This is a genomic window from Schauerella aestuarii (assembly GCF_009866805.1).
Taxonomy (GTDB): domain Bacteria; phylum Pseudomonadota; class Gammaproteobacteria; order Burkholderiales; family Burkholderiaceae_B; genus Schauerella; species Schauerella aestuarii.
Window position 1 is genome coordinate 479,570 of the sequence record NZ_SIZW01000040.1, and the last position, 23,212, is coordinate 502,781.

The 23,212-nt window shown below is 63.2% G+C and carries 18 protein-coding genes; 10 read left to right on the forward strand and 8 right to left on the reverse strand.

What is annotated here, in order from left to right; genetic code table 11:
* Positions 1–44: 44 nt before the first annotated feature.
* A complete protein-coding gene (gene risA / locus EYW45_RS09050; RefSeq protein WP_161135032.1) occupies positions 45–779 on the reverse strand; it encodes a response regulator transcription factor RisA in 735 nt (244 codons plus the stop codon).
* 155 nt (positions 780–934) lie between these two features.
* On the opposite strand from risA, the gene tsaB reads away from it, so the two are divergent.
* The gene (tsaB, locus tag EYW45_RS09055) at positions 935–2,233 is read left to right on the forward strand and encodes a tRNA (adenosine(37)-N6)-threonylcarbamoyltransferase complex dimerization subunit type 1 TsaB (RefSeq protein WP_161135033.1); all 1,299 of its coding nucleotides are present in this window, start codon (positions 935–937) and stop codon (positions 2,231–2,233) included.
* A complete protein-coding gene (locus tag EYW45_RS09060) occupies positions 2,226–3,314 on the forward strand; it encodes a uracil-DNA glycosylase (RefSeq protein WP_235938995.1) in 1,089 nt (362 codons plus the stop codon). Before tsaB ends, EYW45_RS09060 begins: the two co-directional genes overlap by 8 nt.
* Positions 3,315–3,520: 206 nt before the next feature.
* Here the strand turns inward: EYW45_RS09060 and lplT are convergent, their stop codons facing one another.
* Positions 3,521–4,837 carry a lysophospholipid transporter LplT gene (gene lplT / locus EYW45_RS09065; protein WP_161135034.1) on the reverse strand — a complete coding sequence of 439 codons (1,317 nt, stop codon included), beginning with the start codon at positions 4,835–4,837 and terminating at the stop codon, positions 3,521–3,523.
* A gap of 256 nt (positions 4,838–5,093) precedes the next feature.
* Here lplT and smc point away from each other — a divergent pair, with 256 nt between their 5' ends.
* From smc to ligA, 3 genes are read left to right on the forward strand one after another with little or no spacing between them, the layout of a single operon-like run.
* A complete protein-coding gene (gene smc / locus EYW45_RS09070) occupies positions 5,094–8,630 on the forward strand; it encodes a chromosome segregation protein SMC (protein WP_161135035.1) in 3,537 nt (1,178 codons plus the stop codon).
* A 38-nt stretch (positions 8,631–8,668) separates the two neighbouring features.
* Positions 8,669–9,811 carry a cell division protein ZipA C-terminal FtsZ-binding domain-containing protein gene (locus tag EYW45_RS09075; RefSeq protein WP_161135036.1) on the forward strand — a complete coding sequence of 381 codons (1,143 nt, stop codon included), beginning with the start codon at positions 8,669–8,671 and terminating at the stop codon, positions 9,809–9,811.
* Positions 9,808–12,045 (forward strand): NAD-dependent DNA ligase LigA, encoded by a 2,238-nt coding sequence (gene ligA / locus EYW45_RS09080; protein ID WP_407924907.1) that lies wholly within the window; start codon positions 9,808–9,810, stop codon positions 12,043–12,045. Before EYW45_RS09075 ends, ligA begins: the two co-directional genes overlap by 4 nt.
* Positions 12,046–12,214: 169 nt before the next feature.
* Here the strand turns inward: ligA and EYW45_RS09085 are convergent, their stop codons facing one another.
* The 4 genes from EYW45_RS09085 to msrB form a co-directional block, all read right to left on the reverse strand.
* Entirely contained in the window at positions 12,215–12,991 is a 777-nt protein-coding gene (locus EYW45_RS09085; RefSeq protein ID WP_161135037.1) for a peptidylprolyl isomerase, read from the reverse strand.
* Positions 12,992–13,001: 10 nt separating this feature from the next.
* Positions 13,002–13,253, reverse strand: a complete 252-nt coding sequence (locus EYW45_RS09090; RefSeq protein ID WP_161135411.1) for a BolA family protein — start codon at positions 13,251–13,253, stop codon at positions 13,002–13,004.
* A gap of 125 nt (positions 13,254–13,378) precedes the next feature.
* Positions 13,379–13,954: a septation protein A gene (locus EYW45_RS09095; protein ID WP_161135038.1), complete on the reverse strand. Its 576-nt coding sequence runs from the start codon at positions 13,952–13,954 to the stop codon at positions 13,379–13,381.
* Complete coding sequence (msrB, locus tag EYW45_RS09100) at positions 13,951–14,364, reverse strand: peptide-methionine (R)-S-oxide reductase MsrB (protein WP_161135039.1); 414 nt, start codon at positions 14,362–14,364, stop codon at positions 13,951–13,953. Before msrB ends, EYW45_RS09095 begins: the two co-directional genes overlap by 4 nt.
* A gap of 329 nt (positions 14,365–14,693) precedes the next feature.
* Here msrB and EYW45_RS09105 point away from each other — a divergent pair, with 329 nt between their 5' ends.
* The 5 genes from EYW45_RS09105 to EYW45_RS09125 all read left to right on the forward strand — a co-directional run bounded on the left by EYW45_RS09105 (position 14,694) and on the right by EYW45_RS09125 (position 21,270).
* Positions 14,694–15,860 (forward strand): ABC transporter substrate-binding protein, encoded by a 1,167-nt coding sequence (locus EYW45_RS09105; RefSeq protein ID WP_161135412.1) that lies wholly within the window; start codon positions 14,694–14,696, stop codon positions 15,858–15,860.
* A 120-nt stretch (positions 15,861–15,980) separates the two neighbouring features.
* On the forward strand, positions 15,981–17,018 hold the full coding sequence (locus EYW45_RS09110; protein WP_161135040.1) for a branched-chain amino acid ABC transporter permease: 1,038 nt from the start codon (positions 15,981–15,983) through the stop codon (positions 17,016–17,018).
* Between the two features lie 3 nt (positions 17,019–17,021).
* Positions 17,022–18,908 carry a branched-chain amino acid ABC transporter ATP-binding protein/permease gene (locus tag EYW45_RS09115; RefSeq protein WP_161135041.1) on the forward strand — a complete coding sequence of 629 codons (1,887 nt, stop codon included), beginning with the start codon at positions 17,022–17,024 and terminating at the stop codon, positions 18,906–18,908.
* On the forward strand, positions 18,908–19,663 hold the full coding sequence (locus tag EYW45_RS09120; protein ID WP_161135413.1) for an ABC transporter ATP-binding protein: 756 nt from the start codon (positions 18,908–18,910) through the stop codon (positions 19,661–19,663). Before EYW45_RS09115 ends, EYW45_RS09120 begins: the two co-directional genes overlap by 1 nt.
* A 404-nt stretch (positions 19,664–20,067) precedes the next feature.
* Positions 20,068–21,270 (forward strand): tetratricopeptide repeat protein, encoded by a 1,203-nt coding sequence (locus tag EYW45_RS09125; RefSeq protein ID WP_161135042.1) that lies wholly within the window; start codon positions 20,068–20,070, stop codon positions 21,268–21,270.
* Positions 21,271–21,335: 65 nt separating this feature from the next.
* Here EYW45_RS09125 and EYW45_RS09130 read toward each other — a convergent pair whose 3' ends face one another.
* Both EYW45_RS09130 and EYW45_RS09135 read right to left on the reverse strand, forming a co-directional pair.
* Entirely contained in the window at positions 21,336–22,328 is a 993-nt protein-coding gene (locus tag EYW45_RS09130; protein ID WP_161135043.1) for a branched-chain amino acid ABC transporter permease, read from the reverse strand.
* Entirely contained in the window at positions 22,325–23,212 is an 888-nt protein-coding gene (locus tag EYW45_RS09135; protein WP_161135044.1) for a branched-chain amino acid ABC transporter permease, read from the reverse strand. The genes EYW45_RS09130 and EYW45_RS09135 overlap by 4 nt, the downstream gene beginning before the upstream one ends.

Consider the following 23,212-nt stretch of genomic DNA (forward strand, 5'->3'; position numbering starts at 1 on the left):
GGGGCCGGCGATTGCCGGGCCCGCGAGTCTAGCGGACCGGAAGATCAGCTACCACCGTCCGGTACGAAAACGTAGCCGAGGCCCCACACCGTTTGAATGAAAACCGGCTTCGAGGGGTTGGGTTCGATCAGCTTGCGCAAGCGGGAGATCTGAACGTCCAGACTGCGGTCGAACGCTTCGTATTCCCGGCCTCGTGCGAGTTCCATGAGTTTGTCACGCGAGAGCGGGATCTTGGGGTGACGGGCAAATACTTTGAGTACCGAAAATTCACCGGTGGTGATCGGCACTTGCTCGCCATTGCGCGTCAGCGTACGAGTGGACAGGTTGAGCGTATACGGGCCGAAGGCAATCGACTCGTTTTCCTGGCTCGGGGCGCCGGGGTGCTCCTCGGTGCCGCGGCGGCGAAGAATGGCGTTGATGCGCGCCAGCAGCTCACGCGGATTGAAAGGCTTGGACAGATAATCGTCCGCGCCCATTTCGAGGCCGACGATTCGGTCGATCTCTTCGGCCTTGGCCGTGAGCATGATGATGGGCGTGTTGTCGTGGCCCCCCCGCAGGCGCCGACAGATGGACAGGCCATCTTCGCCGGGCAGCATGAGGTCGAGAACCAGCAGGTCGAAATGTTCTCGCTGCCACAATTTGCCCATTTCCTTGGCATCTTCGGCGACGAACACGTTGAAACCCTGCTCGGACAAATAGCGCCGGAGCAGGTCGCGCAAGCGCGGATCGTCGTCTACGACGAGGATTTTGCGAGTCGGGGGGGTGTTTTGCGTATTCATGGCCGGAAATGTAACAGTGGCGAGTTTGAGCGGCTAGTGCCTGTTCACAAGATATTACACATTGCTCGGATCAGTTGAAATCCTCCGTGTGAATGGTGACAAATAGGAGGAAACGTGTGTGAGAGGAAAGTTCGGGCTTTTCGTACAATCCGAGCATGACATTTGCCCTTCTTGCCCTTGAGACGTCGTCGTCGCTCTGCAGCGTGGCGTTGCTGACCGCCGATGCGGCCGGCTCCGCCACCCTTTACAGCGCCGAACATGACGGTACTGCCGAGCATGCCGAACGATTATTGCCGATGGCGGATGCGTTATTGGCGCAGGCAGGCGTAAATCGGTCTGATTTGCGCGTGGTTGCCTTTGGCGAGGGCCCCGGTGGATTCACAGGGCTTCGCGTGGCGTGCGGCGTCGCGCAAGGCCTCGGGCTGGCGTTGGGCATACCGGTCATCGGCGTGGTGTCGCATCTTGCCGTGGCGCACGCCACGCCGGCCGAGGAAGGCGACGTGATTGTGGTGGCGCTGGACGCGCGCATGGGGGAGATGTACGTGGCGGCTTATCGTCGCCAGGCGCCCTCAGGCGCGCCGGTCGTGACCGGTGAGGGGGCGGATGCCGCTTCCACTGCGGCCAGATCCGAAATCGTATTGAGGCCCTTGGCGCAACCCACGCTTATCGCTGCCGATGATTTGTTTGCCTGGGCGGCCACCGATGCCGGCGTCACGGCCGGTATGCGTCCCATCCTGACGGGCGATGCCTGGACGGCTTATGGCGACCGGCTGGCGTGGCCCGAGGCCTGGCGCCTGGCGCCGGCTGCGCGACCGCATGCCGACAGCGTGGCGTACCTGGCGCAGGCGGCCTGGGGCCGGGGGGAGGCGATCGATCCCTCGGCGGCGATGCCGCGTTACGTGCGCGACAAGGTCGCCTACACGACGGCAGAACGTGAGGCCGGACTGGGCGGTAATCCGAAGGCGCAACCGCGCGGTGGGGCCGCGCCGTATTCCGCACGGGCCATGACGCCTGCCGATCTCGACGATGTGGCGCAACTGGAAGCCCGATTGCAGCAGTTTCCCTGGACACGCGGCAACTTCGCAGATGCATTGGAAGCAGGCTATGACGCTTGCGTGGTGCGCGACGAGCAAGCCCTGCTGGGATTCTGTTTGCTGATGATGGCGCCTGACGTGGCACATTTGCTGGTGATTGCCGTCGACGACAGCCGTCATCGGCAAGGGGTCGGCACCTATATCCTGGAGTGGTGCATGGCACGCACCGCGAACCGTGGGCTGCCTGCCATCCTGCTCGAAGTGCGGCCTTCCAACCCAGGCGCGCTCGCCTTCTATGCCCGGCACGGCTTTGCGCAGATCGGCGTGCGAAAGGGCTATTATCCAGCTCCCCATCAACAACGCGAGGATGCGATCGTCATGAAGAAGACGCTTGCGCATGCCCCGGTACCTCATGGTTGAGCACACCCCCGTTCACACCCCTGCGCCCCCCCGGCTCACCGGCACGCAACGATTGTGGTTGCGCGAACTCGGCATCGATCGCGCGTTTCTTGCGCCGATGCTGCCTGAGCGCGCAGTCGTCTCCGCGCCTGCCGCGGGCCCCGGTGAGGCGTTGGCTGCTGCGCAACGGGCATCCGTGTCCAATTCGACTGCACGCGTCGCCGTCGCCCCTGGCCCAGAGGCGCGGCCGCACGCGGCGGCAAAAGAAGCCGTTCAGGCGCCGGTTGATGGCGGCATACTGCGAACCGCTGAAACGCGCGCTGCCGCGTCCGATGGCTCGCCGCCAGATCGTGCTGCCGACTACGCTGCGTCGCCGTCAGAAACGAACACGCCTGCCCATGCCGCTGCGCTCGCTCAGCGGGCGGCAGCGCCGTTGGACGGCGATGTGGCCATGCCAATGTCCGCGCCGGCGGGTAAAACGGCTGGCACGCCTCTGGTGCGCGCGGCGGCCCCCGATTCGCCGATAGCGCAGGCCGATGCAGCCACGCTTCAGGCGCAGGTCGAGGCATGTACGGCATGCGGTCTGTGCGAAAGCCGGCGTCATGCGGTGTATGGCGCAGGCGCGACACAGGCCAAGTGGATGGTGGTGGGCGAGGCTCCTGGCGAGCAGGAGGACCGAGAAGGCTTGCCGTTTGTCGGCCGTTCGGGGCAGTTGCTCGACGCCATGCTGCGTGCCGTCGGCATGAGCCGAAACGACGATGTGTTCATCGCCAATGTCATCAAGTGCCGGCCGCCCGGCAACCGCAATCCCAAGCCGGAAGAGATCGCGGCGTGCAGTCCTTACTTGATGCGGCAGATCGCCTTGGTGCAACCGGCGGGACTGCTGGTGCTGGGCCGCTTTGCTGCCCAGGTGCTGCTCGGCACCGATTCGGCGATCGCGCAATTGCGCGGCAAAGTACATGCGTTCAAAGGCGAGGATGGGCGGGAGATCCCGGTGGTGGTGAGCTATCACCCGGCCTATTTGCTGCGCAGTCCGGCCGAAAAAGCCCGGGCCTGGCAGGATCTGCAATTGGCGGCTCAGCATCTGCGCGCGCCGCACTAGCGCGTGTCGCTTGGGTCAAGCGTGGCTGGATAACGTAGGGTGCCGGCGCAGAACCGTGCCGTAGAAGGCCAACGCTGAATCCCGACGCAGAACGGCAGCGCAAAACGCCACAGCAAAACGCCCAAGCGTGCAGATCGTCGCGAATACCTCTGGAAAAAAGGAGCGCCGAGGCGCTCCTTTTCGTTGCTGCTGACAATCCGTCAGGCTCAATGCGGGGCGTTGTCCAACGCCTTGCCGTGACCTTCCTGTCCGATCTGATCGTGCAGGGTGGGGTCGCGCTCGAGATTGCGGCGGCTCCAGCGCATGAAAATCAGCATCAGGATCGCCACGATCAGGCCGAAAATCACGATGACGACGTTGATCGACAGATTCATCCACAGCATGAACGTATACACCGCCACCATCAGCAGAATGTTCAACTGTTCGTTGAAGTTCTGCACGGCGATGGAATGACCTGCCGACAGCAGCACGTGTCCGCGGTGCTGGAGCAGGGCGTTCATCGGCACGACGAAGAATCCCGCCAGTCCGCCGATCACGAGAAGCGTGATGTAGACGAAAGGCGGAGAGTAAACGAACGGCATGATCAGCACCACGACGCCCATCAGCGCGCCGACCGGCAGCACCGACAACGCTCGGCGCAACGGAATCCGCCCGGCCAGGATCGAACCGATCACCGTGCCTACGGCCGCCACGCCCATCAGCAGCGAGGCCTGGTCGAGGCGATAGCCTAGGTGCGCCCGGCCCCACTCGATCACGATCAACTGCAACGTGGCCCCGGCGCCCCAGAAGAGCGTGGTGACGGCGAGGGAAATCTGGCCGAGCTTGTCGCGCCAGAGAATCTTCACGTAGCCGTTGAACGCACGCACCAGCTTGACCGGATTGCGCTGCTGCGGCGGATAGCGCACATGCGTGTTCGGGATCAGCAGGTTGCACAGCGCCGCAAGCAGGTACACGACCGCGATGACCAGAATGGCGGCCTCGGCGGGCGAGTGCACCAAGGCGCTGATCCACGGATGGCTCAGCAGCCAGCCCGACACCGTGGGATGGATGAGCGCGCCGCCCACCACAGTACCCATGATGATGGACAGCACCGTCAGGCCTTCGATCCAGCTATTGCCCTTGACCAGCATGGCCGGAGGCAGCATCTCGGTGACGATGCCGTACTTGGCAGGCGAATAGGCGGCTGCGCCCACGCCGACCACCGCATAGGCTGCGACCACGAAGTAGGTTTGGTATTCGGGCGCAATGCCGAGGCTCGCATAGGCGAACATCAGCAGACAGCCCGCCACTTTGAGCGCATTGGTCGCAAACATCACGCGGCCTTTCGGGAACGAGTCCGCGAAAGCGCCGACGAATGCCGCCAGCACCACATAGGCCAGCGCGAAGGACCACTTCATGATCGGCGCCATCCAATCCGGACCGTGAAGTTCCTGGATCAGCGCGATTGCCGCAATGAAAAGCGCATTGTCCGCCAAGGATGAAAACCCCTGGGCGGCCATCACTAGAAAAAAGCCTCGTTTCAAAGATGCCCCCACATTAACGGCCCGTTATGACAATCGGGCCTGAGACCGGTTTCCCGCGCCATTGCTCAGATCGCAATGAGTATAGCGGCTGCTTACCGCGCCCCACGCGCGGCTCGCGATCAGCCGGGTCGTCAGGCGCCCGTTGGCCGTATCGCGTGGGGTATCATACGACGCGACACCGGCCCCTCGCGGGCCGTTCTGCAAAATAACGCGGCAGTTCCGCGATTTTCGACCATTTTTACGACCGAAACCGCCCGTGCGCCTTACCCAACTCAAACTCGCCGGCTTCAAGTCTTTTGTCGACCCGACCGTCATTCCCGTACCGAGCCAGCTCGTGGGCGTGGTCGGGCCCAATGGCTGTGGCAAATCCAACATCATCGACGCTGTGCGATGGGTGCTGGGCGAAGCGAAAGCCTCGGAGCTGCGCGGCGAGTCGATGCAGGACGTGATTTTCAACGGTTCGGGCCATCGCAAGCCCGCGGCCCGAGCGTCCGTCGAGCTGGTCTTCGACAACAGCGAAGGCCGGGCTGTGGGCCAATGGAGCGCCTACGCCGAGCTGGCCGTGCGGCGCGTGCTCACGCGTGACGGCACCAGCAGCTATTACGTCAATAATCAACAGGTTCGCCGTCGCGACATTCACGATATCTTTCTGGGTACGGGCCTGGGCGCGAAGGGTTACGCCATCATCGGGCAGGGCATGATCAACCGCCTGATCGAGTCGCGCCCTGAAGAGCTGCGCGTCTTTCTCGAAGAGGCCGCTGGCGTGTCGCGCTACAAGGAGCGCCGCCGCGAGACTGAAAATCGCCTGTCGGACACCCGCGAGAACCTGACCCGCGTCGACGACATCTTGCGCGAGCTGGGCTCGCAGTTGGAAAAGCTCGAGGCGCAAGCCGAAGTGGCGCGGCAGTATCGCGATCTGCAAGGCGATGGCGAGCGCAAGCAGCACGCCTTGTGGTTCCTGAAAGAAGTGGCCGCCCGCGAGGAACGCGAACGCAAGGCGCGCGAGATCGATCAGGCGCAAACCGAGCTCGAGGGGGCGATTGCGGGCTTGCGGGCCGGCGAAGCAGCGGTCGAGTCGCGGCGCCAGGCGCATTACGCCGCCAGCGATGCGCTGCATGCGGCACAAGGCGGCCTGTACGAAGCCAATGCGCAGGTGAGCCGTCTCGAAGCCGAAATTCGCCACGTGGTCGAATCGCGCAATCGCGTTCAGATGCGCCGCGATCAATTGCAGGCACAGATTGCCGAGTGGACCTCGCAGCGCGAGCATTGCGCCGAGCAAATCGCACAGGCCGAAGAGGATCTGGCCACGGGAGCTGCGCGCACCGAAGAAGCGCGTGCCCGGGCCGAAGACGCGCAAGCCGCATTGCCTGCTGTCGAAACCAAAGTGCGCGAGGCGGCCGTTGCGCGCGATGCGATGCGGGCCGGGCTGGCGCGCGTGGAGCAGAATCTGGCGCTTGCTGCGCAGACGCAACGCGACGCCGATCGTCAGATCCAGGTGCTCGAACAGCGGCGCGAGCGTCTTCAACAGGAATTGCGCGAGTTGCATGCGCCCGATCCCATCAGGCTCGAGCAGCTTGGCGGTGACAGGTTGGCGGCTGAGGATCAACTGGAAGCGGCGCAGGGCGAGCTTGCCACGCTTGAAGCGCGTGTGCCCGAAGCCGATGCCGAGCGCGCGCGGGCGCAGGCCGCCGCACAGGAAGACGCACAAGCGTTGGCCCGCCTTGAAGCGCGGCTGACGGCGCTGGTCAAGTTGCAGGAGGATGTGCAGAAGCAAGGTGCCCTCGAACCCTGGCTGGCCAAGCACGAACTCACGGGTCTCTCACGGCTGTGGCAGAAGCTGCATGTGGAGCCCGGTTGGGAGCCGGCACTCGAGGCCGTGTTGCGCGAGCGGTTGTCGGCCCTTGAGGTGCGCAACCTCGACTGGGCACGGGCCTTCGCCGACGATGCGCCGCCCGCGCGCCTGGCGTTTTATCAAGTGCCGGTGGCCGGCGCCGCGGTGCCCGCACCGGCCGGCTTGACGCCGCTGACCAGCGTGTTGCGCATCGCGGATGCGGATTTGCGCACACTGATGAACGACTGGATGCGCGGCGTTTTTGTGGCAGACGGTTTGCAGCAGGCTCTGGCGGGGCGTGCGGCGTTGCCCGAAGGCGCGAGCTATGCCGTCAAGGCGGGGCATATCGTCGACGCGCACAGCGTGCGCTTCTACGCAGCCGATTCCGAGCAGGCCGGCATGCTCGCCCGCCAGCAGGAGATCGAAAACCTGCAGCGCGAAATCAAGGCCAAGCAATTGATCGCCGATCAATCGCGGTCGGCGGTGGCGCGCGCCGAAGTCGCGTGGCAACAGGTGGGGCAGGCGATCGGGCCGGCCCGCCAACGCGTGGCTGAAGTCACGCGCCGCGCGCACGATATCCAGCTCGAGCACTCGCGCCTGCAACAGCAAGCCGAGCAATCGGGTGAACGCGCCCGCCGCCTGAACGACGATCTGCAGGAAATCAAAGGCCAGGAAGAAGAGCTGCGCGCCACGCGTGAAGAGGCGGAGGCCCGCTTCGAAACGCTGGATATGGAACTGGGCGACCATCAATCGGCGTTTTCGGATGCCGAGATCGGCGGCGAAGCGCTGGCAGCGGATGCTGAAGCCGCGCGTGCGCGCTTGCGCGATCTGGAACGTGCCGCGCAAGAGGCGGAGTTCGCCGAGCGCGGTGTGCAGGTCCGGATCAACGACCTGCAGCGCAATCAGCAACTGGCGACCGATCAGGCACAACGCGGTGCCACGGAGCTTGAGCAACTGCTGTCGGAGCTCGAGGAGCTCGACGCCTCGGCTGCCCAGGCCGGGCTGCAGGATGCGTTGGAAGGGCGCGCCGAGCGCGAAGAGGCGCTGGCCCGCACGCGCATCGAAATGGACAATCTGGCCGCCGAGCTGCGCACGGCCGACGAAGAACGCATGCGTCAGGAAATGTCGGTCGAGCCGCGCCGCGCGCGTATTACCGAGTTGCAGTTGCAGGAACAAGCGTCGCGCCTGGCTGAGCAGCAGTTCACCGAGCAACTGGATGCGCGCGAAGTCGATCGCGTGGCCCTGGCCGACATGATCGGCGCCCAGACGGAAGACTGGCGTCGCACGCAGTGGCTGCAGTCGGAAGTCGCGCGCATTTCACGCCAAGTCGAATCGCTGGGCAGCGTGAACCTTGCCGCGCTCGACGAATTGACGGCGTCGCGCGAGCGCAAGGATTATCTGGATGCGCAGCACGCCGATCTGCTGTCGGCCATCGAAACGCTTGAAGACGCCATTCGCAAGATCGATCGCGAAACGCGGGAGTTGTTGCAAGAGACGTTCAACACCGTGAACGGCCACTTCGGCGAGTTGTTCCCGCGCCTTTTTGGCGGCGGCGAAGCCAAGCTCACCATGACCGGCGACGAGATTCTCGATGCCGGCGTGCTAATCATGGCGCAGCCGCCCGGCAAGCGCAACAGCACGATTCACCTGCTGTCGGGGGGCGAAAAAGCGCTCACGGCGACGGCGTTGGTGTTCGCGTTGTTCAAGCTCAACCCGGCGCCGTTCTGCCTGCTCGACGAGGTGGATGCACCGCTGGACGATGCCAATACCGAGCGCTATGCGAACCTGGTGAGTGCCATGAGCGATCAAACGCAGTTTCTGTTCATTTCACACAATAAAATAGCGATGCAGATGGCTAAACAATTGGTCGGTGTGACGATGCAGGAACAGGGCGTTTCGCGTATTGTGGCAGTGGACATCGACTCGGCTCTGCAAATGGCGACCGAAACCGTAAACCTGTGACGTGAATATGCCGTCTCACCGAGACGGGGGAAAAAACTATGAGTGATTTGCAGATTGGCCTGATTGTTCTGGGCGTCCTGTTGATCTTGCTGGTACTGGGTTTCAACTGGTGGCAGGACCGTCGTGTACGGCGCAAGATGCAGAGCCATTTCCCTACCAACGAGCACGATCCTTTATTGGGTGCCGAGCAGCATGGTGGCGGCCACGGCGGTGCAAGTGAACCGCGCGCGCCTGCGACCAAGGTGCACAAAGGCGCGCAGAGCGCCGAGCCGCGGCGCGAGCCCAACTTCGGCGCCGGCAGCGGCAGCGTGACAGGCGCGTCGGCCGCGCCTGCGCCCGCAGCCCCCCTGGCGGCAACCTCCGGCAGCGATCAAGACGATGCGGAGGAAGTCGATCCCGCGATCGAGGCGGTGATCGAATTGACGTTCGGCTCGCCCGTGCGCGGCGCCGAATTGCTGCCCCACGTGCAAAGTGTGCGCAATGTGGGCCGCAAGCCGGTGCGTATCTTTGCCGAGACCGAAGGCGGCCGCCATCGCGCCCGCATCCATTCGGACGAAACCTATTCCCGATTGCAGCTTGCGATCTTGCTGGCCAATCGCAGCGGTCCGCTGACGGCGATCGAATGGTCGCAGGCCTGGGCTCGCGCGCAGGATCTGGCGGAGCGTTTCGATGCCTCGCCTGAAGGTCCTGAACAGCAACCGGTGCTGGAACATGCGCACAAGCTCGATGACGTGTGTGCAGCGCTGGATACCCAGGTCGGCCTGACACTGCTGCTCGGTTGTGCGCAACCGGCCGCCGAAGTGCTGGCCATTGCGCGCGATATGGGCTTCGTGCACGAAGGGCCGCGTCTGGCCTGGATGTCCGACGAAGGCATCGCGCGCTTCACGCTGTCGCGTAGCGATGGCGCACCGTTCGATGCCGGCGTGGGTGGCGTCGAGAAGATGAATCTGTTGCTGGACGTGCCGTGCAGTCCTGCGGATACGCGCGCTTTCGGCCGTATGGTCGACGTGGGACGCGAGCTGGCGTCGCGTCTGCGTGCCGATCTGGTCGACGATCAGGGCAAGCCGTTGGCCGATGGTTCGGACGTGGCCATCGACGAACGTTTGCAGAAGCTCTTCTCGCAACTTGATCAAGCAGGTTTGCGTTCGGGGAGTGCGCGCGCGCAGCGGGTGTTCTCGTGAGCGCCGGCAAGACCGGCAAGCCGTCTGGGAAGGCGGCCGCTGCGCAGGATCGCGCGAATGAAGGCTCGCCTGCCGCCGCAAAGGCGCTGGCGCGCGAATCAGCTGCGGCAGCGCAGGATGTTGCGGCAGGTGATGCCTCCGGTGCAGGCACTGCGCAATCGCCCGAGGCGCTTGCCGCCCGCTTGCGCAGCGAGATCGAGCAGCACAATTACCGCTATTACGTGGAAGACGATCCTACGGTGGATGACGCCGTCTACGATCGTTTGATGCGCGCGCTGCAAACGCTCGAAACCGAGCATCCCGAACTGATCACGCCGGAATCGCCCACGCAACGCGTGGGTGCGGCGCCATCGGCGGCTTTCGCCAGCGTGCGCCATGCCGTACCCATGTTGTCGCTGGGCAATGCGTTCGAGGCCGAAGACGTGGCGGCTTTCGACAAACGCGTGGGCGACACGTTGCGTGGCGCGGGCATGTTGGGCGCGGCAGACGAGACCGCCTATTTTTGCGAACTCAAGCTCGACGGCCTGGCCATCAGTCTGCGCTATGAAGACGGCGTGCTGGTGCAAGCCGCTACGCGTGGCGACGGCCAGACGGGCGAGGATGTCACCAGCAATATCCGCACGATCAAGATCATTCCGGTCAAGCTCAAGGGCCGGGCGCCTCGCGTGCTCGAAGTGCGCGGCGAAGTGCTGATGAATCGCAGCGACTTCGACAAGATGAACGACGCCCAGCGCAAGCGGGGCGAGAAGGTGTTCGTGAATCCGCGCAACGCGGCCGCCGGCAGTTTGCGGCAGTTGGATTCGCAGATCACGGCAACGCGCAATCTGCGTTTCTTCGCCTATGGATGGGGCGAGGTTCAGGGCTTGCCGCGCGATACGGATGCGGCGTTCGAAGAGCCGGCACCCGGCGTGGCGGCGGCTGCCGAGTTGCCCTACGACACGCATGGCGAAATGCTCGGCTGGCTGGCCGAACTGGGCTTCCCGGTGAATACGCGTCACAACCACATGGCGCAGGGGGAGGACGGCTTGCTGGCCTTCTACGAGCACGTGCGCACGTTGCGGCCCACGTTGCCTTATGACATCGATGGCGTGGTCTACAAGGTAGACGCGTTGCCCGCGCAAAAGGTGCTGGGATTCGTGGCGCGAGCGCCCCGGTTCGCGCTGGCACACAAATATCCGGCTGAAGAGGCCACCACCACACTCGAGGCCATCGAGGTGCAGGTGGGCCGCACCGGCGCGATCACGCCGGTGGCGCGGTTGGCCCCGGTGTTCGTCGGCGGCGTGACGGTCACCAACGCCACGTTGCACAACGAGGACGAGATCCGCCGCAAGGATGTTCGCATCGGCGATACCGTGATCGTTCGCCGCGCAGGCGACGTGATTCCCGAGGTGGTGGGGCCGGTACTCGAAAAGCGTCCCAAGGATGCGACCGAGTTTGTGATGGTCAAGCAGTGCCCGGTATGCGGTTCGGCGATCGAGCGTCCCGAGGACGAAACGATCGCGCGGTGCACGGGCGGCTTGTTTTGCGCAGCTCAACGCAAGCAAACCCTGTTGCACGCCGCCGGCCGCAAGGCACTGGATATCGAGGGCTTGGGCGAACGGCTGGTCGATCAACTGGTCGACAACGATCGCGTCAAGTCGCTTGCCGATCTGTACAGCCTGAAGTCGCTCGAATTGGCCAGCTACGATCGCCTGGGCAAGAAGTCGGCCGATAACCTCATTGAAGCGATCGATCGCGCCCGAGAGCCGGCGTTGAGCCGTCTGCTGTTTGCACTCGGTATCCGGCACGTGGGCGAAACAACGGCCCGCGACGTGGCGCGCACTTTCGGCTCGATGGAGGCGATCATGGATGCCGATGAGGACGCGCTCCTGACGGTGCCGGATGTGGGTCCAGTGGTCGCGGGGTCGATCCGCCGCTTCTTCGCGGAAGCGCACAACCGCGAGATCGTGCACGAACTCACCAAGCAGGGCGTTCATCCAAAGCCGGATGAGGCGCCGGTCGGTAACCGCCTCGATGGCAAGACACTGGTGCTCACCGGCACGATGCCCACCTGGACCCGCGACGAGGCCACGCGCTATGTGCTGGCCGCGGGTGGCAAAGTGAGCGGCTCGGTATCGAAGAAAACCGCTTATGTGGTGGCGGGCGAAGATGCCGGCAGCAAACTCACCAAGGCCCAGGAATTGGGTGTGACGGTGCTGGACGAAGAGGGTCTGAAGGCACTGCTGGGAATGTAAGCCTGCGCGCAGCCCCACCGAATGATGGGCCGACATCGACGTTCAAGCAGACGAGAGTCAAGCCCAACCTGAACACGACCTTTGCCTGCCGCCCACGCTATGGTCTGCCGCGTGAAAAACAAAAAAGCCTCGAATTATCGAGGCTTTTTTGCTGGGCTGCGATCCGGAATTACTGGATCTTGGCCTTGCTGCGCAGGTCTTCCTGATACTTGCTCAGCGTTTGCTGACGCAGCATCTCTTCGATCTGCGGGCGCACCTGATCGAGCGGCGGGAACTGCACCGGACGGGTGTCCTCGACCATGATCACGTGCCAGCCGAACTGGGTTTGCACGGGTTTGTCGACGATGCCGCCTTTCTTCAGCTGGGTCACAGCTTGCGCGAACGGGGGCACGTAGTTGGTGGGCGGCGCCCAGCCCAGATCGCCACCCTTGTCGGCGCTGCCGGGATCCTTCGAGTTCTTCTTGGCGAGGTCGTCGAACTTGCTCTTGTCGCTCTTGATTTGAGCGAGGATGTCGTTGGCCTGCTTTTCGTCCGGAACCAGAATGTGGCGTACCTTGTACTCCATATTGCCGGCTTGTTCTTTCTTGATGTTGTCGTACTCGGACTGCACTTTCTTGGCATCGACCGGGTGCTTGGCCAGATAGTCGGCCATCAATGCGCGAACCAGGATGCCTTGGCGAGCCAGTTCGATTTCCGTGCGGGTATCGGCTTGCTTGGCCACGCCGGAGGATTCGGCGGCTTGCACGAACACCTGACGGTTGATCATCTCTTGCTTGACCTGTTCGCGCAGCTGCGGCGAATCGGTCGCCCCTTGGCTGATCAGCAGCTTGACGAACTGGTCGACGCTTTGTTGCGTGATCGGCTTACCGTTGACGGTGGCAACGTTTTGGGCGAATGCCGGCACGGCGATAACGCATGCAGCAGCCAGCATGATGAAACGGTTCATATCGATCCTTTTACTCTTTGAAAGCCGGGGTATCCAACGCCAATGCGTGGATGGGAAAGGGGATGAGATCGGCTAATTGATGATACACCAGCCGATGCCGCGCCACAGGCGTCAGGCCCGCAAAACGGGGCGAGACGATGCGTACGCGAAAGTGGCTGGCACCCCCCTCGGCGCCGGCGTGCCCGGCGTGGAGGTGCGATTCGTCGTCGATATCGAGCAAGTCGGGTTCGAGTGCCGCGAGGCGAGTGCGAATCAAGGCCATTCTTTCGGCGCCCACTGACGTTGCCGCGGCAGCCGCGCCGGCACCGCCAGCGGCAGTCGCCGCGCCGCGGTCCGGATCGTGACCGGTGTGATCGTGTCCGTCAGGCGTGTGGGTATCGTGCCCGCTCATTTGATGCTCCGATTGGCATTCGCCTGGTCGGGGTCGGCCGACTGCATATGCTTGCCCAGCCACAGCGATTGACCGATCACGAAGATCACCAGCAACGCCATCAACCCGAATACTTTGAAGTTCACCCACTGCGATTCGGTGAAGTGGCCTGAAAACGCCACATACAGATTGAGTGCCCCGGCGGCCACGAAGAACGTGGCCCACATGGTGTTCAGACGATCCCAGGCGGCATCGGCCATCACGATCTGCTTGCCGAGCATGTGCTTGATGAGGTTCTTGCCCATGGCGAAGCGGCCGATCAGCAGCGCTGCGGCAAACAACCAATACAGTACGGTCGGTTTCCACTTGATGAACACGTCGCTCTTGAGCCACAGGGTGGCACCGCCGAAGATCACGATCACGGAAAGATTGATCCAGTGCGTGGTTTCGATTGCCTTGCCGGTGAGCTTGAGCCACAGAATCTGCAGCACGGAGGCGCCGATGGCGACCGCCGTGGCGGTATAGATCTCGGTATAGCGATACGCCAGAAAAAACAGAATCAGCGGAAACAGGTCGAACAGAAACTTCTTCATTCAGCGGGCTCGAACGTCATCGACAGGGAATTGATGCAATAGCGCAGACCGGTCGGCGGCGGACCATCGGGAAACACATGGCCCAGATGCGAGTCGCACACATTGCACATCACTTCCGTGCGCACCATGCCGTGGCTCACATCGCGCTCTTCGCGCACCAGGGCAGGATCGAGCGGCTCGAAATAGCTCGGCCAGCCACAGCCGGCGTCGAACTTGGTATCCGAAGCGAAGAGGGCAGTGCCGCAACCCACACAGCGATAGATGCCGGGGGTGGTGGTATCCCAATAGCGCCCGGTGAACGCGCGCTCGGTACCCTTCTCTCGGGCAACGAAAAATTCTTCAGGCGACAGTTGCGCGCGCCATTCGGCATCGCTCTTGACGACTTTTTCTGGCGTGACGGGCTTGTCCATGAACGGTCTCCAATATTGATAGCGCGTGAACCCTGATCTTGGAGCGCCGTACCGGGGATTGGTTCGGCGCCTTCATCGGGGTGCTATACACGCATCTTAAACGAGGCAATGCAGGGAATCCCCTAGCTGACGCTTCCCCCTGGGGTCTGACACACTTATTAGACAATAACAAATGCATTTGACGGGCCGGGTTGGGGTAATCCACGGGTCGTTCCAAGTGTGATGTGATACTGTTTTGAACCTATAATACGTTTTTGTGTATTACTTTAACCAGGCCCTGTATCACCCTCGACGGTGGACAAAAGGGTCGACTCGGAGACAAAACCATGATGCGTTCCCCACGTTTCGGCCTCACTGTGGCCGCAATGTCGCTGGCCCTGGCATTTCCGCTGGCAAGCTCGGCGCAGGTCAAGATCGGCGTGACCGTCGCCAGTACGGGCCCGGCCGCGTCGCTGGGCATCCCGGAGCGCAATACCGTGGCCCTGTTGCCGCGTGAAGTGGCCGGTCAAAAGGTCGAGTGGATCGTGCTGGACGACGCCACAGATACCACGCAGGCCGTCCGCAACGCCCGCAAGTTGATCACGGAAGACAATGTCGACGTGCTGGTGGGCACCTCCGTCACCCCGGGTTCGCTTGCCATGGTCGACGTCGCCGCGGAAACCAAGACGCCGATGATCAGCGTTGCGGCCAGCGCCAAGATCGTCGAGCCTATCGATGAGAAGCGCCGCTGGGTGTTCAAGACCCCGCAAAACGATGCGTTGATGGCCAGTGCCCTTGTGGACGCCATGGCCAAGAACAAGGTGAAGACCCTGGGCTTCATCGGCTTTGCCGACGCCTACGGCGACGGTTGGCTGGACGTGATGAAGAAGGCCGCCGCCACCAAGAACATCGAGATCGTCGCGATCGAGAAGTACAGCCGCACCGACACCAGCGTGACGGGCCAGGTGCTCAAGCTGGTCGGCTCCAAGCCCGATGCGATCCTGATCGCCGGTGCAGGCACGCCCTCGGCCTTGCCGCAAAAGGAACTGAAGGCCCGCAATTACGGCGGCACGATCTACCAAACGCACGGGTCGGCCAATAACGATGTGCTGCGTGTGTGTGGCAAGGATTGCGACGGCATGCTCCTGCCGGCCGGTCCGTTGCTCGTCGCCGCGCAATTGCCCGACAGCAACCCCGTCAAGAAGTCGGCCCTGACCTACATCCAGGCGTATGAGAAAGCGCACGGCGAAGGCTCGACCAACACGTTCGGCGGCCATATGTGGGATGCCGGTCAATTGGTGACGGCCGCCTTGCCGGTCGCGTTGAAGTCCGGCGCCAAGCCGGGCACGCCCGAGTTTCGCGTCGCCATGCGCGATGCGCTCGAAGGCTTGAAGAACGTGCCGGCTTCGCAAGGTGTGTTCAATATGAGCCCGACGGATCATGCCGGTTTTGACGAGCGCTCACGTGTGATGGTGAAAGTCGAAAACGGCAAGTGGGTATATCAGCCGGGTCTCTGACCGGCGGGTGTGTCACCATATCAGGCAGGGGACGCCGGCCGCATGGCCGGCGTCGTGACATAGGCCGTCGCCGCTCGCGGATGGCGACGGGCCGCATACCGATAACACGATAGTGGTTCGATGGACTCAACAATTGCGCTGATCCTGTTGCAGGACGGCATTGTCAACGGCGCCATTTATGCACTGCTGGGCATGGCGCTCGTGCTCGTCTTCGCGGTTACCCGCGTCATTTTCATCCCGCAGGGCGAATTCGTCGCGTTCGGTGCGCTCACCTTGGCCATGCTGGTCAACGGCCGCGTTCCCGGCACGGCCTATCTGATGCCCATGCTGGGCGCCATTGTGCTGCTGCTCGAAATCGGCCGTGCCATTCGTACCGGCGCCTGGGCCGGACTGTTGCGCACGGCGATCACGTACGTGGCCCTGCCGCTTGCCGTGTTGTGGGCCACGATGCAGTTCGTGGCACCGGATCGCAATCTGTGGCTGAACATCATCGTCACGCTCATCCTGGTGGTGCCGATGGGGCCGATGGTCTATCGGATCGTCTATCAACCGCTTGCGGAAGCCACGGTGCTGGTGCTGCTGATCGTGTCGGTTGCCCTGCACTTCGCATTGATGGGATTGGCGCTCGTGTTCTTCGGCGCCGAAGGTTGGCGCACGCCGCCCTTCGTATCGGGGCAGGTCGACCTCGGTTTCATGACGTGGTCGGCGCAGAGTCTGTTCGTGGTCGGCACGTGCGCGGCGCTCATCATCGCCCTATGGCTGTTCTTCGGTAAAACGCTGTATGGCCGCGCATTGCGCGCGACGGCGGTCAACCGGCGCGGCGCGCGTCTCGTTGGCATCAGCACGACGATGTCGGGCACGCTCACCTTTACGCTCGCAGTGGCCATCGGTGTCGTGTCGGGGATGTTGATCGCACCGGTCACGACCGTGTACTACGACACCGGCTTTCTGATCGGGTTGAAAGGTTTCGTGGGCGCCATCATCGGTGGCCTGGTGAGTTATCCGGTGGCCGCAGCCGGCGCATTGCTGGTCGGCATTCTCGAGGCCTTTTCGTCTTTCTGGGCCAGTGCCTACAAAGAAGTCATCGTGTTTACGTTGATCATTCCGGTGCTGTTGTGGCGCTCGTTCGGCAGTCATCACGTGGACGACGAGGAATAAATCATGCGCAAGAATCATGTGTTGATCGCGCTGTTCGTCGTCGTGCTGGCCGTGTTGCCCATGACGACGGCCACGCCTGAGTTCTGGATCACCCAACTCAATTACATCGGCCTGGCCAGTCTGGTCGTGCTGGGTCTCGTGCTGCTTACCGGCGTGGGCGGTTTGACCTCGTTCGGTCAGGCGGCCTTCGTGGGCGTGGGCGCCTACACCACGGCGTGGCTTACCACCCAATACGGCGTGTCGCCCTGGTTGGCGCTGGTTGCGGGCCTGGTGCTTACGGCGTTGATCGCCTTTACGCTGGGCGCGATTACGTTGCGCCTGTCGGGCCACTATCTGCCTTTGGGCACCATCGCCTGGAGTCTGTCGCTCTTCTATCTGTTCGGCAATATGGAAGCGCTGGGCAAGCACGACGGGATCGCCGGCATTGCACCGCTCACGTTTTTCGGGTGGTCGCTCAGCGGCGGGCGCAATATGTACTACCTGATCTGGGTACTCGTGTTGCTGGCGGTGTGGGCCACGCACAATCTGCTCGATTCGCGCCCTGGGCGTGCCATCCGTGCACTCAAGAGCGGCGCGGGCATGGCCGAATCGATGGGGGTGAACACCGCCGCCTACAAGATCATCATCTTCGTTTATGCCGCGCTGTTGGCGTGTGTGTCCGGCTGGCTGTACGCGCACATGCAGCGCGCCGTCAGTCCGAGTCCGTTCGGGCTGAACTACGGCATCGAGTACCTGTTCATGGCCGTTGTGGGCGGCGCAGGCTATGTGTGGGGCGCACTGCTGGGCTCGGCCGTGATTCTGATCCTGAAGGACCAGATCCAGAACTGGATGCCGCGCTTGTTCAATACGGATGCCAACTTCGAACTGATCGTGTTCGGTGTGATGCTGGTGCTCGTGCTGCAATATGCACGCGATGGCTTGTGGCCGATCTTGAGCGGGTTGTTTCGTCGTTTGACCGGTGGCGCCGGCTCGCGTCGCCATGCGCCTGCACCGCCCGAAGCTCCGGCGCTGCCCAAGCGCGAGCGCGATGCGCCCACCGAACATGTGCTCGAGGTGGATGCCATTCGCAAGGAATTCGGCGGCCTGGTGGCAGTCAACGACATCAGCTTCAATGTGCGTACCGGCGAGATCGTGGGCTTGATCGGCCCCAACGGCGCCGGCAAGAGCACGACGTTCAATCTGATCACCGGCGTTTTGCCCGCCACCCGCGGCCAGGTGCGGTTTCGCGGCCAACGCATCGACGGGTTGAGTGCGCGCGCCATCGCCAAGCAAGGGGTTGGGCGCACGTTCCAGCATGTGCAGCTATTGCCCGGTATGTCTGTGATTGAAAACGTGGCCTTGGGTGCGCATCTGCGCACTGAAGTGGGTGTGGCGGCCGGTGCGTTGCACACCGATCGCGCGCGCGAAGCACAGTTGCTGCACGAAGCCGCGCGTCAATTGCAGCGTGTGGGTCTGGGCGACTATCTGTACGAACAGGCGGGCAACCTCGCATTGGGTCAGCAGCGCATTCTCGAGATCGCACGTGCCTTGGCCACGGATCCGGTGCTGCTGCTGCTTGACGAGCCCGCCGCCGGCCTGCGCTACAAGGAAAAGCAGGATCTGGCACGGGTGCTGTCGCAACTGCGTGAAGAGGGCATGAGCATTCTGCTGGTTGAGCACGACATGGATTTCGTGATGCGTTTGACCAATCACCTGGTGGTGATGGATTTCGGCACCAAGCTCGCCGAAGGCGTGCCGGCCGATGTGCAGCGCAATCCGGCCGTGCTGGAAGCGTATCTGGGCGGTATCGACGAAGACATGCCGGGCACGTTGCCGCAGTCGGCAACGCCTGCCGCGCCTGTCGCGCCTGTCGCGCCCGCCCATCCTGCCAACGCTACCGGAGTCGCATGATGACGACGCAACCCATTCTTGAAGTGCGCGATCTGGCAGCGCGCTACGGCAAAGTCGGCGCGCTATCGGGCGCCACGCTGTCGGTCGCGCCCGGCAGCATCGTCACGGTGATCGGCGCCAATGGCGCAGGTAAATCCACGATGCTCAACGCGATCATGGGCGCCTTGCCGCAAACAGGCCACGCCACCGGCCAGGTCACCTACGACGGCCAGGATATTTCAGGCTGGAGCGTCGAGCGGCGCGTGGGCGTCGGCCTCTCGCTGGTGCCCGAGCGGCGCGAACTTTTCGGCAGCATGTCCGTTGAGGACAACCTGCTGCTGGGCGGTTTCCGCCGCTATCGCGCGCGCGAATCGGGCTGGCGCGAAACCATGCAGGACGTCTTCGAGTTGTTCCCGCGGTTGCGCGAACGGCGCGCGCAGCAGGCCGGTACATTGTCGGGCGGCGAGCGCCAGATGCTGGCCGTGGGCCGCGCCTTGATGGCCAAGCCGCGCGTGCTGATGCTGGACGAGCCCAGTTTGGGACTCGCCCCACGCATCGTGCGCGAGATCTTCCACATCGTTTCGCAACTGCGTCAAACGGGCGTGGCCATCCTGCTGGTCGAGCAGAATGCACGCGCCGCGCTGCAAGTGGCCGATCACGGCTATGTGCTGGAAACCGGAGAAGTGATATTGTCCGGTCCGGCACATGAGCTGGCGGGCAATCCGCGCGTGATCGAAAGCTATCTGGGGCTGGGTAAGCAACAGGAAGCCGCGTGATGGTTTGCGCATAGCGTGCACGGTCGCGTGTGGTTTGCGCGTACCCACTAATCCCCTGACAGGCGCCAACGGCGCCTGTTTTGTTTTCTGAATGGAATGTGATGTTCAACGGCTCGAGGCGTCTGCAAGCGGCGCTGTACACGATTGCGGTGATGGCGGCTTTATCAGGTTCGGAAGCGGTTGCGGCCGAACATGGTGGAGGACCGGCCTCCGCAGCGGCGCAGTCGCAACCACGGTTGCAGTCGCCGTCAGAGTCGCCGTCAGATTCGCCGTCACCATCACAGTCGCTGTCACAGTCGCTGTCACCATCACCGTCACGGTCACAGGCCAACAGTGCTCCGCGTGCTGGAACGACGCCACTTCCAACGGCCGACGTCATCACCCGTCCGCCTTGGTTGCCGGCGGTGTACTGGTATGACGTCGATCCGGACGGCTGGTCGCCCGCCGACGTCGAACGCATTCTGCATGACGCGGGCAGCGCCGCGCCGGACGCGCAATATGCGATGGCTGTGCTGGTGGAAGACGGCCGCCATGTCCAACAGGATTTGCCGCAAGCACAGCGACGCTATCGCGCCGCCGCCGAGCGGGGCCATGCGGACGCTCAGGCATCGCTGGCGCGCATGCTGCTCAATGGTTGGGGCGGGGCGAATGATCCTGTTGAGGCACGTCTTTGGAACGCTCGCGCAGCGAAGCAGGGGCAACGGCGGGCGCTGTTCAATGCAGCCCAACTGAGCCGAGGCGAACCGGGCGCGGTGCGCGATCCCGCTGGCGAGTTGGCGTTGATCGTGCAGGCAGCCACGGCGGGCTTGCCGCAGGGTGCCCTCGAAGCAGCACGCCGACTGCGTCACGCGCAATCGGCTGACGATCGGGCACAGGCCTGGACCTGGTTGCTGCGAGCAGCCGATGCAGGTTTTCCGCCGGCCCTGATGGAACTGGATCGCTGGTGCAATGACGATCCCGACGTGCCGGTGTGCGCCGTGCGTGCCGGCGATGCGTTGCTGAATGCGGCGAAAGCAGGCTATCCACCGGCGCAGCGCTGGCTGGGTTTGCGTTATTGGGACTCGCGCAGCCCGCCCACCACATGGTCTTATGCGATGTGGAAGCAGATCTACGATCGCGATCCCGATAATCCGGTGCTGAGCAACAATCGGCCGGAAGGCGCGAGGTGGTTGACGCGCGCTGCGCAAAACGGCGACGGATTGGCGCTGTACAACGTGGGCATCCTGGCCACCGAGCAGAACGAACGCGCGCCGTATTTCAAAGCCGAGTACCGGGCGCTCTCCCTCGATGCCGTGCGCAGCTGCTACTTCTTCGCGGCGCAAATCGAGCAGATTCCAGAAGCGATGATGGGCCTGGTGCTCACCTATCGCGACACCGGTGAAGACGATCGTTTTACCGCTGCCGAGCGCGAAACGCTGACGAATTACTGGGTGGGCAAGGTGGGTGAACTGGGTGCTTTCGACAGCCGTGATGCCTGGCGGATGATGTATTCGGACTGGCGCTCGCATATCGGCACACCGGAGCCGGCTTTCCTGCGCAGAGGCATCAGCGGTCGCGATACCTGCCGATTGGATCCGCTGCCGGGGGCGGCGCTGGACGATCGGTAAACGGCAACAGGCGCCCGAGGGCGCCTGTCGATACTGACGTCACGCGTTGAGGATCGGGTGGCGCGCTACACGGGGCGTGCGGTTGCCTGGCGGCGCCGGTCGATCAATGCACCGATCTCGCCCACGATGCCGCGGCGGAAGGCCATCACGCAGATGATGAAAATCAGCCCGATCACGATCGTGACCGATTCGCCCAGGCCCGCGAACCATTCCACACCGGTCATGCGCGCCAGGGCCACGCCCATGTCGCCCACTTTGTTCTCGAGCAGAACGACCACGAAAGCACCCAGTACGGGGCCGGTGAGGGTGCCGAGGCCGCCGATCAGCGTCATCAGGATCACGAGTCCGGACATCTGCCAGGTGGCGTCCGAGAGGGTGGCCGAGACGAACACGAGCGTTTTGGCACTGCCGGCCAAGCCGGCCAAGGCGGCCGACAACACGAACGCGAGGAGCTTGAAGCGTTCGACGTCGTAGCCCAGCGAGACGGTGCGGGGCTCGTTCTCACGCAGTGCTTTCAAGACCTGGCCGAACGGCGAGTTGACCGTGCGCCAGATGATGAAGAAGCCCAATGCGAAAATGCCGAGCACGACGTAATAGAGATTGAGGTCGCGGCTCAGATCGATGATGCCCAGCAACGTGCCGCGTGGCACGCCCTGCAATCCATCTTCGCCGCCCGTGAAGCGCGCCTGCAGGAAGAAGAAGAACACCATCTGCGAGAGTGCCAGCGTGATCATCGCGAAGTAGATGCCGCTGCGCCGGATGGCGACGGCGCCCATCACCAGGCCCAGCAAGGCGGCTGCGCCGACGCCGGCCAGCAAGCCGAGTTCGGTGGGCAGGCCCCAGATCTTGATCGCGTGCCCTGTGACGTAAGCCGCCGTGCCGAGAAAGGCGGCATGGCCGAACGAGAGCAGGCCGGTGAACCCCAGCAGCAGATTGAATGCGCAGGCGAAAAGCGCATAACACAGCACCTTCATGACGAAGATGGGGTACACGCCGACAAAGGGCAGAATCGCCACGATGACGGCGAAGGCCAGATAACCGAGAGCGTGACGTTTCATTTTTCTTTTCCGAACAGGCCGGCCGGACGAATGAGCAGCACGATCGCCATGATGATGAAGACCACCGTGCTCGAGGCCTCAGGCCAGAACACCTTGGTCATCCCCTCGATCACGCCCAGGCCCAAACCCGTGACGATGGCGCCCAGGATCGAGCCCATGCCGCCGATGACGACCACGGCAAACACCACGATGATGAGGTTGGATCCCATGAGCGGCGAGATCTGCAGCACGGGGGCGGCCAGCACCCCCGCGAAGCCCGCCAGGCCCACGCCGAACCCATAGGTGAGCATGACCATGCGCGGCACGTTGACCCCGAACGCTTCGACGAGCTTGGGGTTTTCCGTGCCGGCGCGCAGCAGTGCGCCCAACCGGGTGCGTTCGATCACGAACCAGGTGATCAGGCACACCGTGACCGAGGCCACGACCACCCAGGCCCGATAGTTGGGCAGCACCATGAAGCCGAGGTTGGTGGCGCCGCGCAGCAGTTCCGGCGTGGGATAGGGTTGCCCCGACACGCCGAAGAAACTGCGAAACACACCCTCGATCAGGAGCGTGAGCCCAAAGGTGAGCAAGAGCCCATACAAGTGATCGAGCTTGTAGATATGCCGCATCAACAGCCGTTCGATGATGATGCCAAATATCCCGACGACGATGGGCGCGAGCACCAGCATCACCCAGTAGTTCAAGCCCAGGTAGGTCAACCCCAGCCATGCCACGAAGGCGCCCATCATGTACAACGCGCCATGCGCGAAGTTGATGACGTTGAGCAGACCGAAGATAACCGCCAGGCCGAGCGACAGCATGGCGTAGAAGGACCCGTTGACCAGGCCCAGCAGCAACTGTCCCAACAGCGCCGGCAGTGGAATGCCGAAGAGTTCAGTCAT

What these genes read in the sequence shown, in the direction of transcription:
- EYW45_RS09090 (WP_161135411.1), bottom strand. Translation starts at nt 13,253, where the DNA reads ATGGCCTTGATTCGCACTCGCCTCGCGGCACTCGAACCCGACTTGCTC.
- msrB (WP_161135039.1), bottom strand. Translation starts at nt 14,364, where the DNA reads ATGGACAAGCCCGTCACGCCAGAAAAAGTCGTCAAGAGCGATGCCGAA.
- EYW45_RS09095 (WP_161135038.1), bottom strand. Translation starts at nt 13,954, where the DNA reads ATGAAGAAGTTTCTGTTCGACCTGTTTCCGCTGATTCTGTTTTTTCTG.
- EYW45_RS09075 (WP_161135036.1), top strand. Translation starts at nt 8,669, where the DNA reads ATGAGTGATTTGCAGATTGGCCTGATTGTTCTGGGCGTCCTGTTGATC.
- EYW45_RS09120 (WP_161135413.1), top strand. Translation starts at nt 18,908, where the DNA reads ATGACGACGCAACCCATTCTTGAAGTGCGCGATCTGGCAGCGCGCTAC.
- EYW45_RS09115 (WP_161135041.1), top strand. Translation starts at nt 17,022, where the DNA reads ATGCGCAAGAATCATGTGTTGATCGCGCTGTTCGTCGTCGTGCTGGCC.
- tsaB (WP_161135033.1), top strand. Translation starts at nt 935, where the DNA reads ATGACATTTGCCCTTCTTGCCCTTGAGACGTCGTCGTCGCTCTGCAGC.
- EYW45_RS09130 (WP_161135043.1), bottom strand. Translation starts at nt 22,328, where the DNA reads ATGAAACGTCACGCTCTCGGTTATCTGGCCTTCGCCGTCATCGTGGCG.
- EYW45_RS09110 (WP_161135040.1), top strand. Translation starts at nt 15,981, where the DNA reads ATGGACTCAACAATTGCGCTGATCCTGTTGCAGGACGGCATTGTCAAC.
- risA (WP_161135032.1), bottom strand. Translation starts at nt 779, where the DNA reads ATGAATACGCAAAACACCCCCCCGACTCGCAAAATCCTCGTCGTAGAC.
- EYW45_RS09105 (WP_161135412.1), top strand. Translation starts at nt 14,694, where the DNA reads ATGCGTTCCCCACGTTTCGGCCTCACTGTGGCCGCAATGTCGCTGGCC.
- EYW45_RS09135 (WP_161135044.1), bottom strand. Translation starts at nt 23,212, where the DNA reads ATGACTGAACTCTTCGGCATTCCACTGCCGGCGCTGTTGGGACAGTTG.
- EYW45_RS09060 (WP_235938995.1), top strand. Translation starts at nt 2,226, where the DNA reads ATGGTTGAGCACACCCCCGTTCACACCCCTGCGCCCCCCCGGCTCACC.
- EYW45_RS09085 (WP_161135037.1), bottom strand. Translation starts at nt 12,991, where the DNA reads ATGAACCGTTTCATCATGCTGGCTGCTGCATGCGTTATCGCCGTGCCG.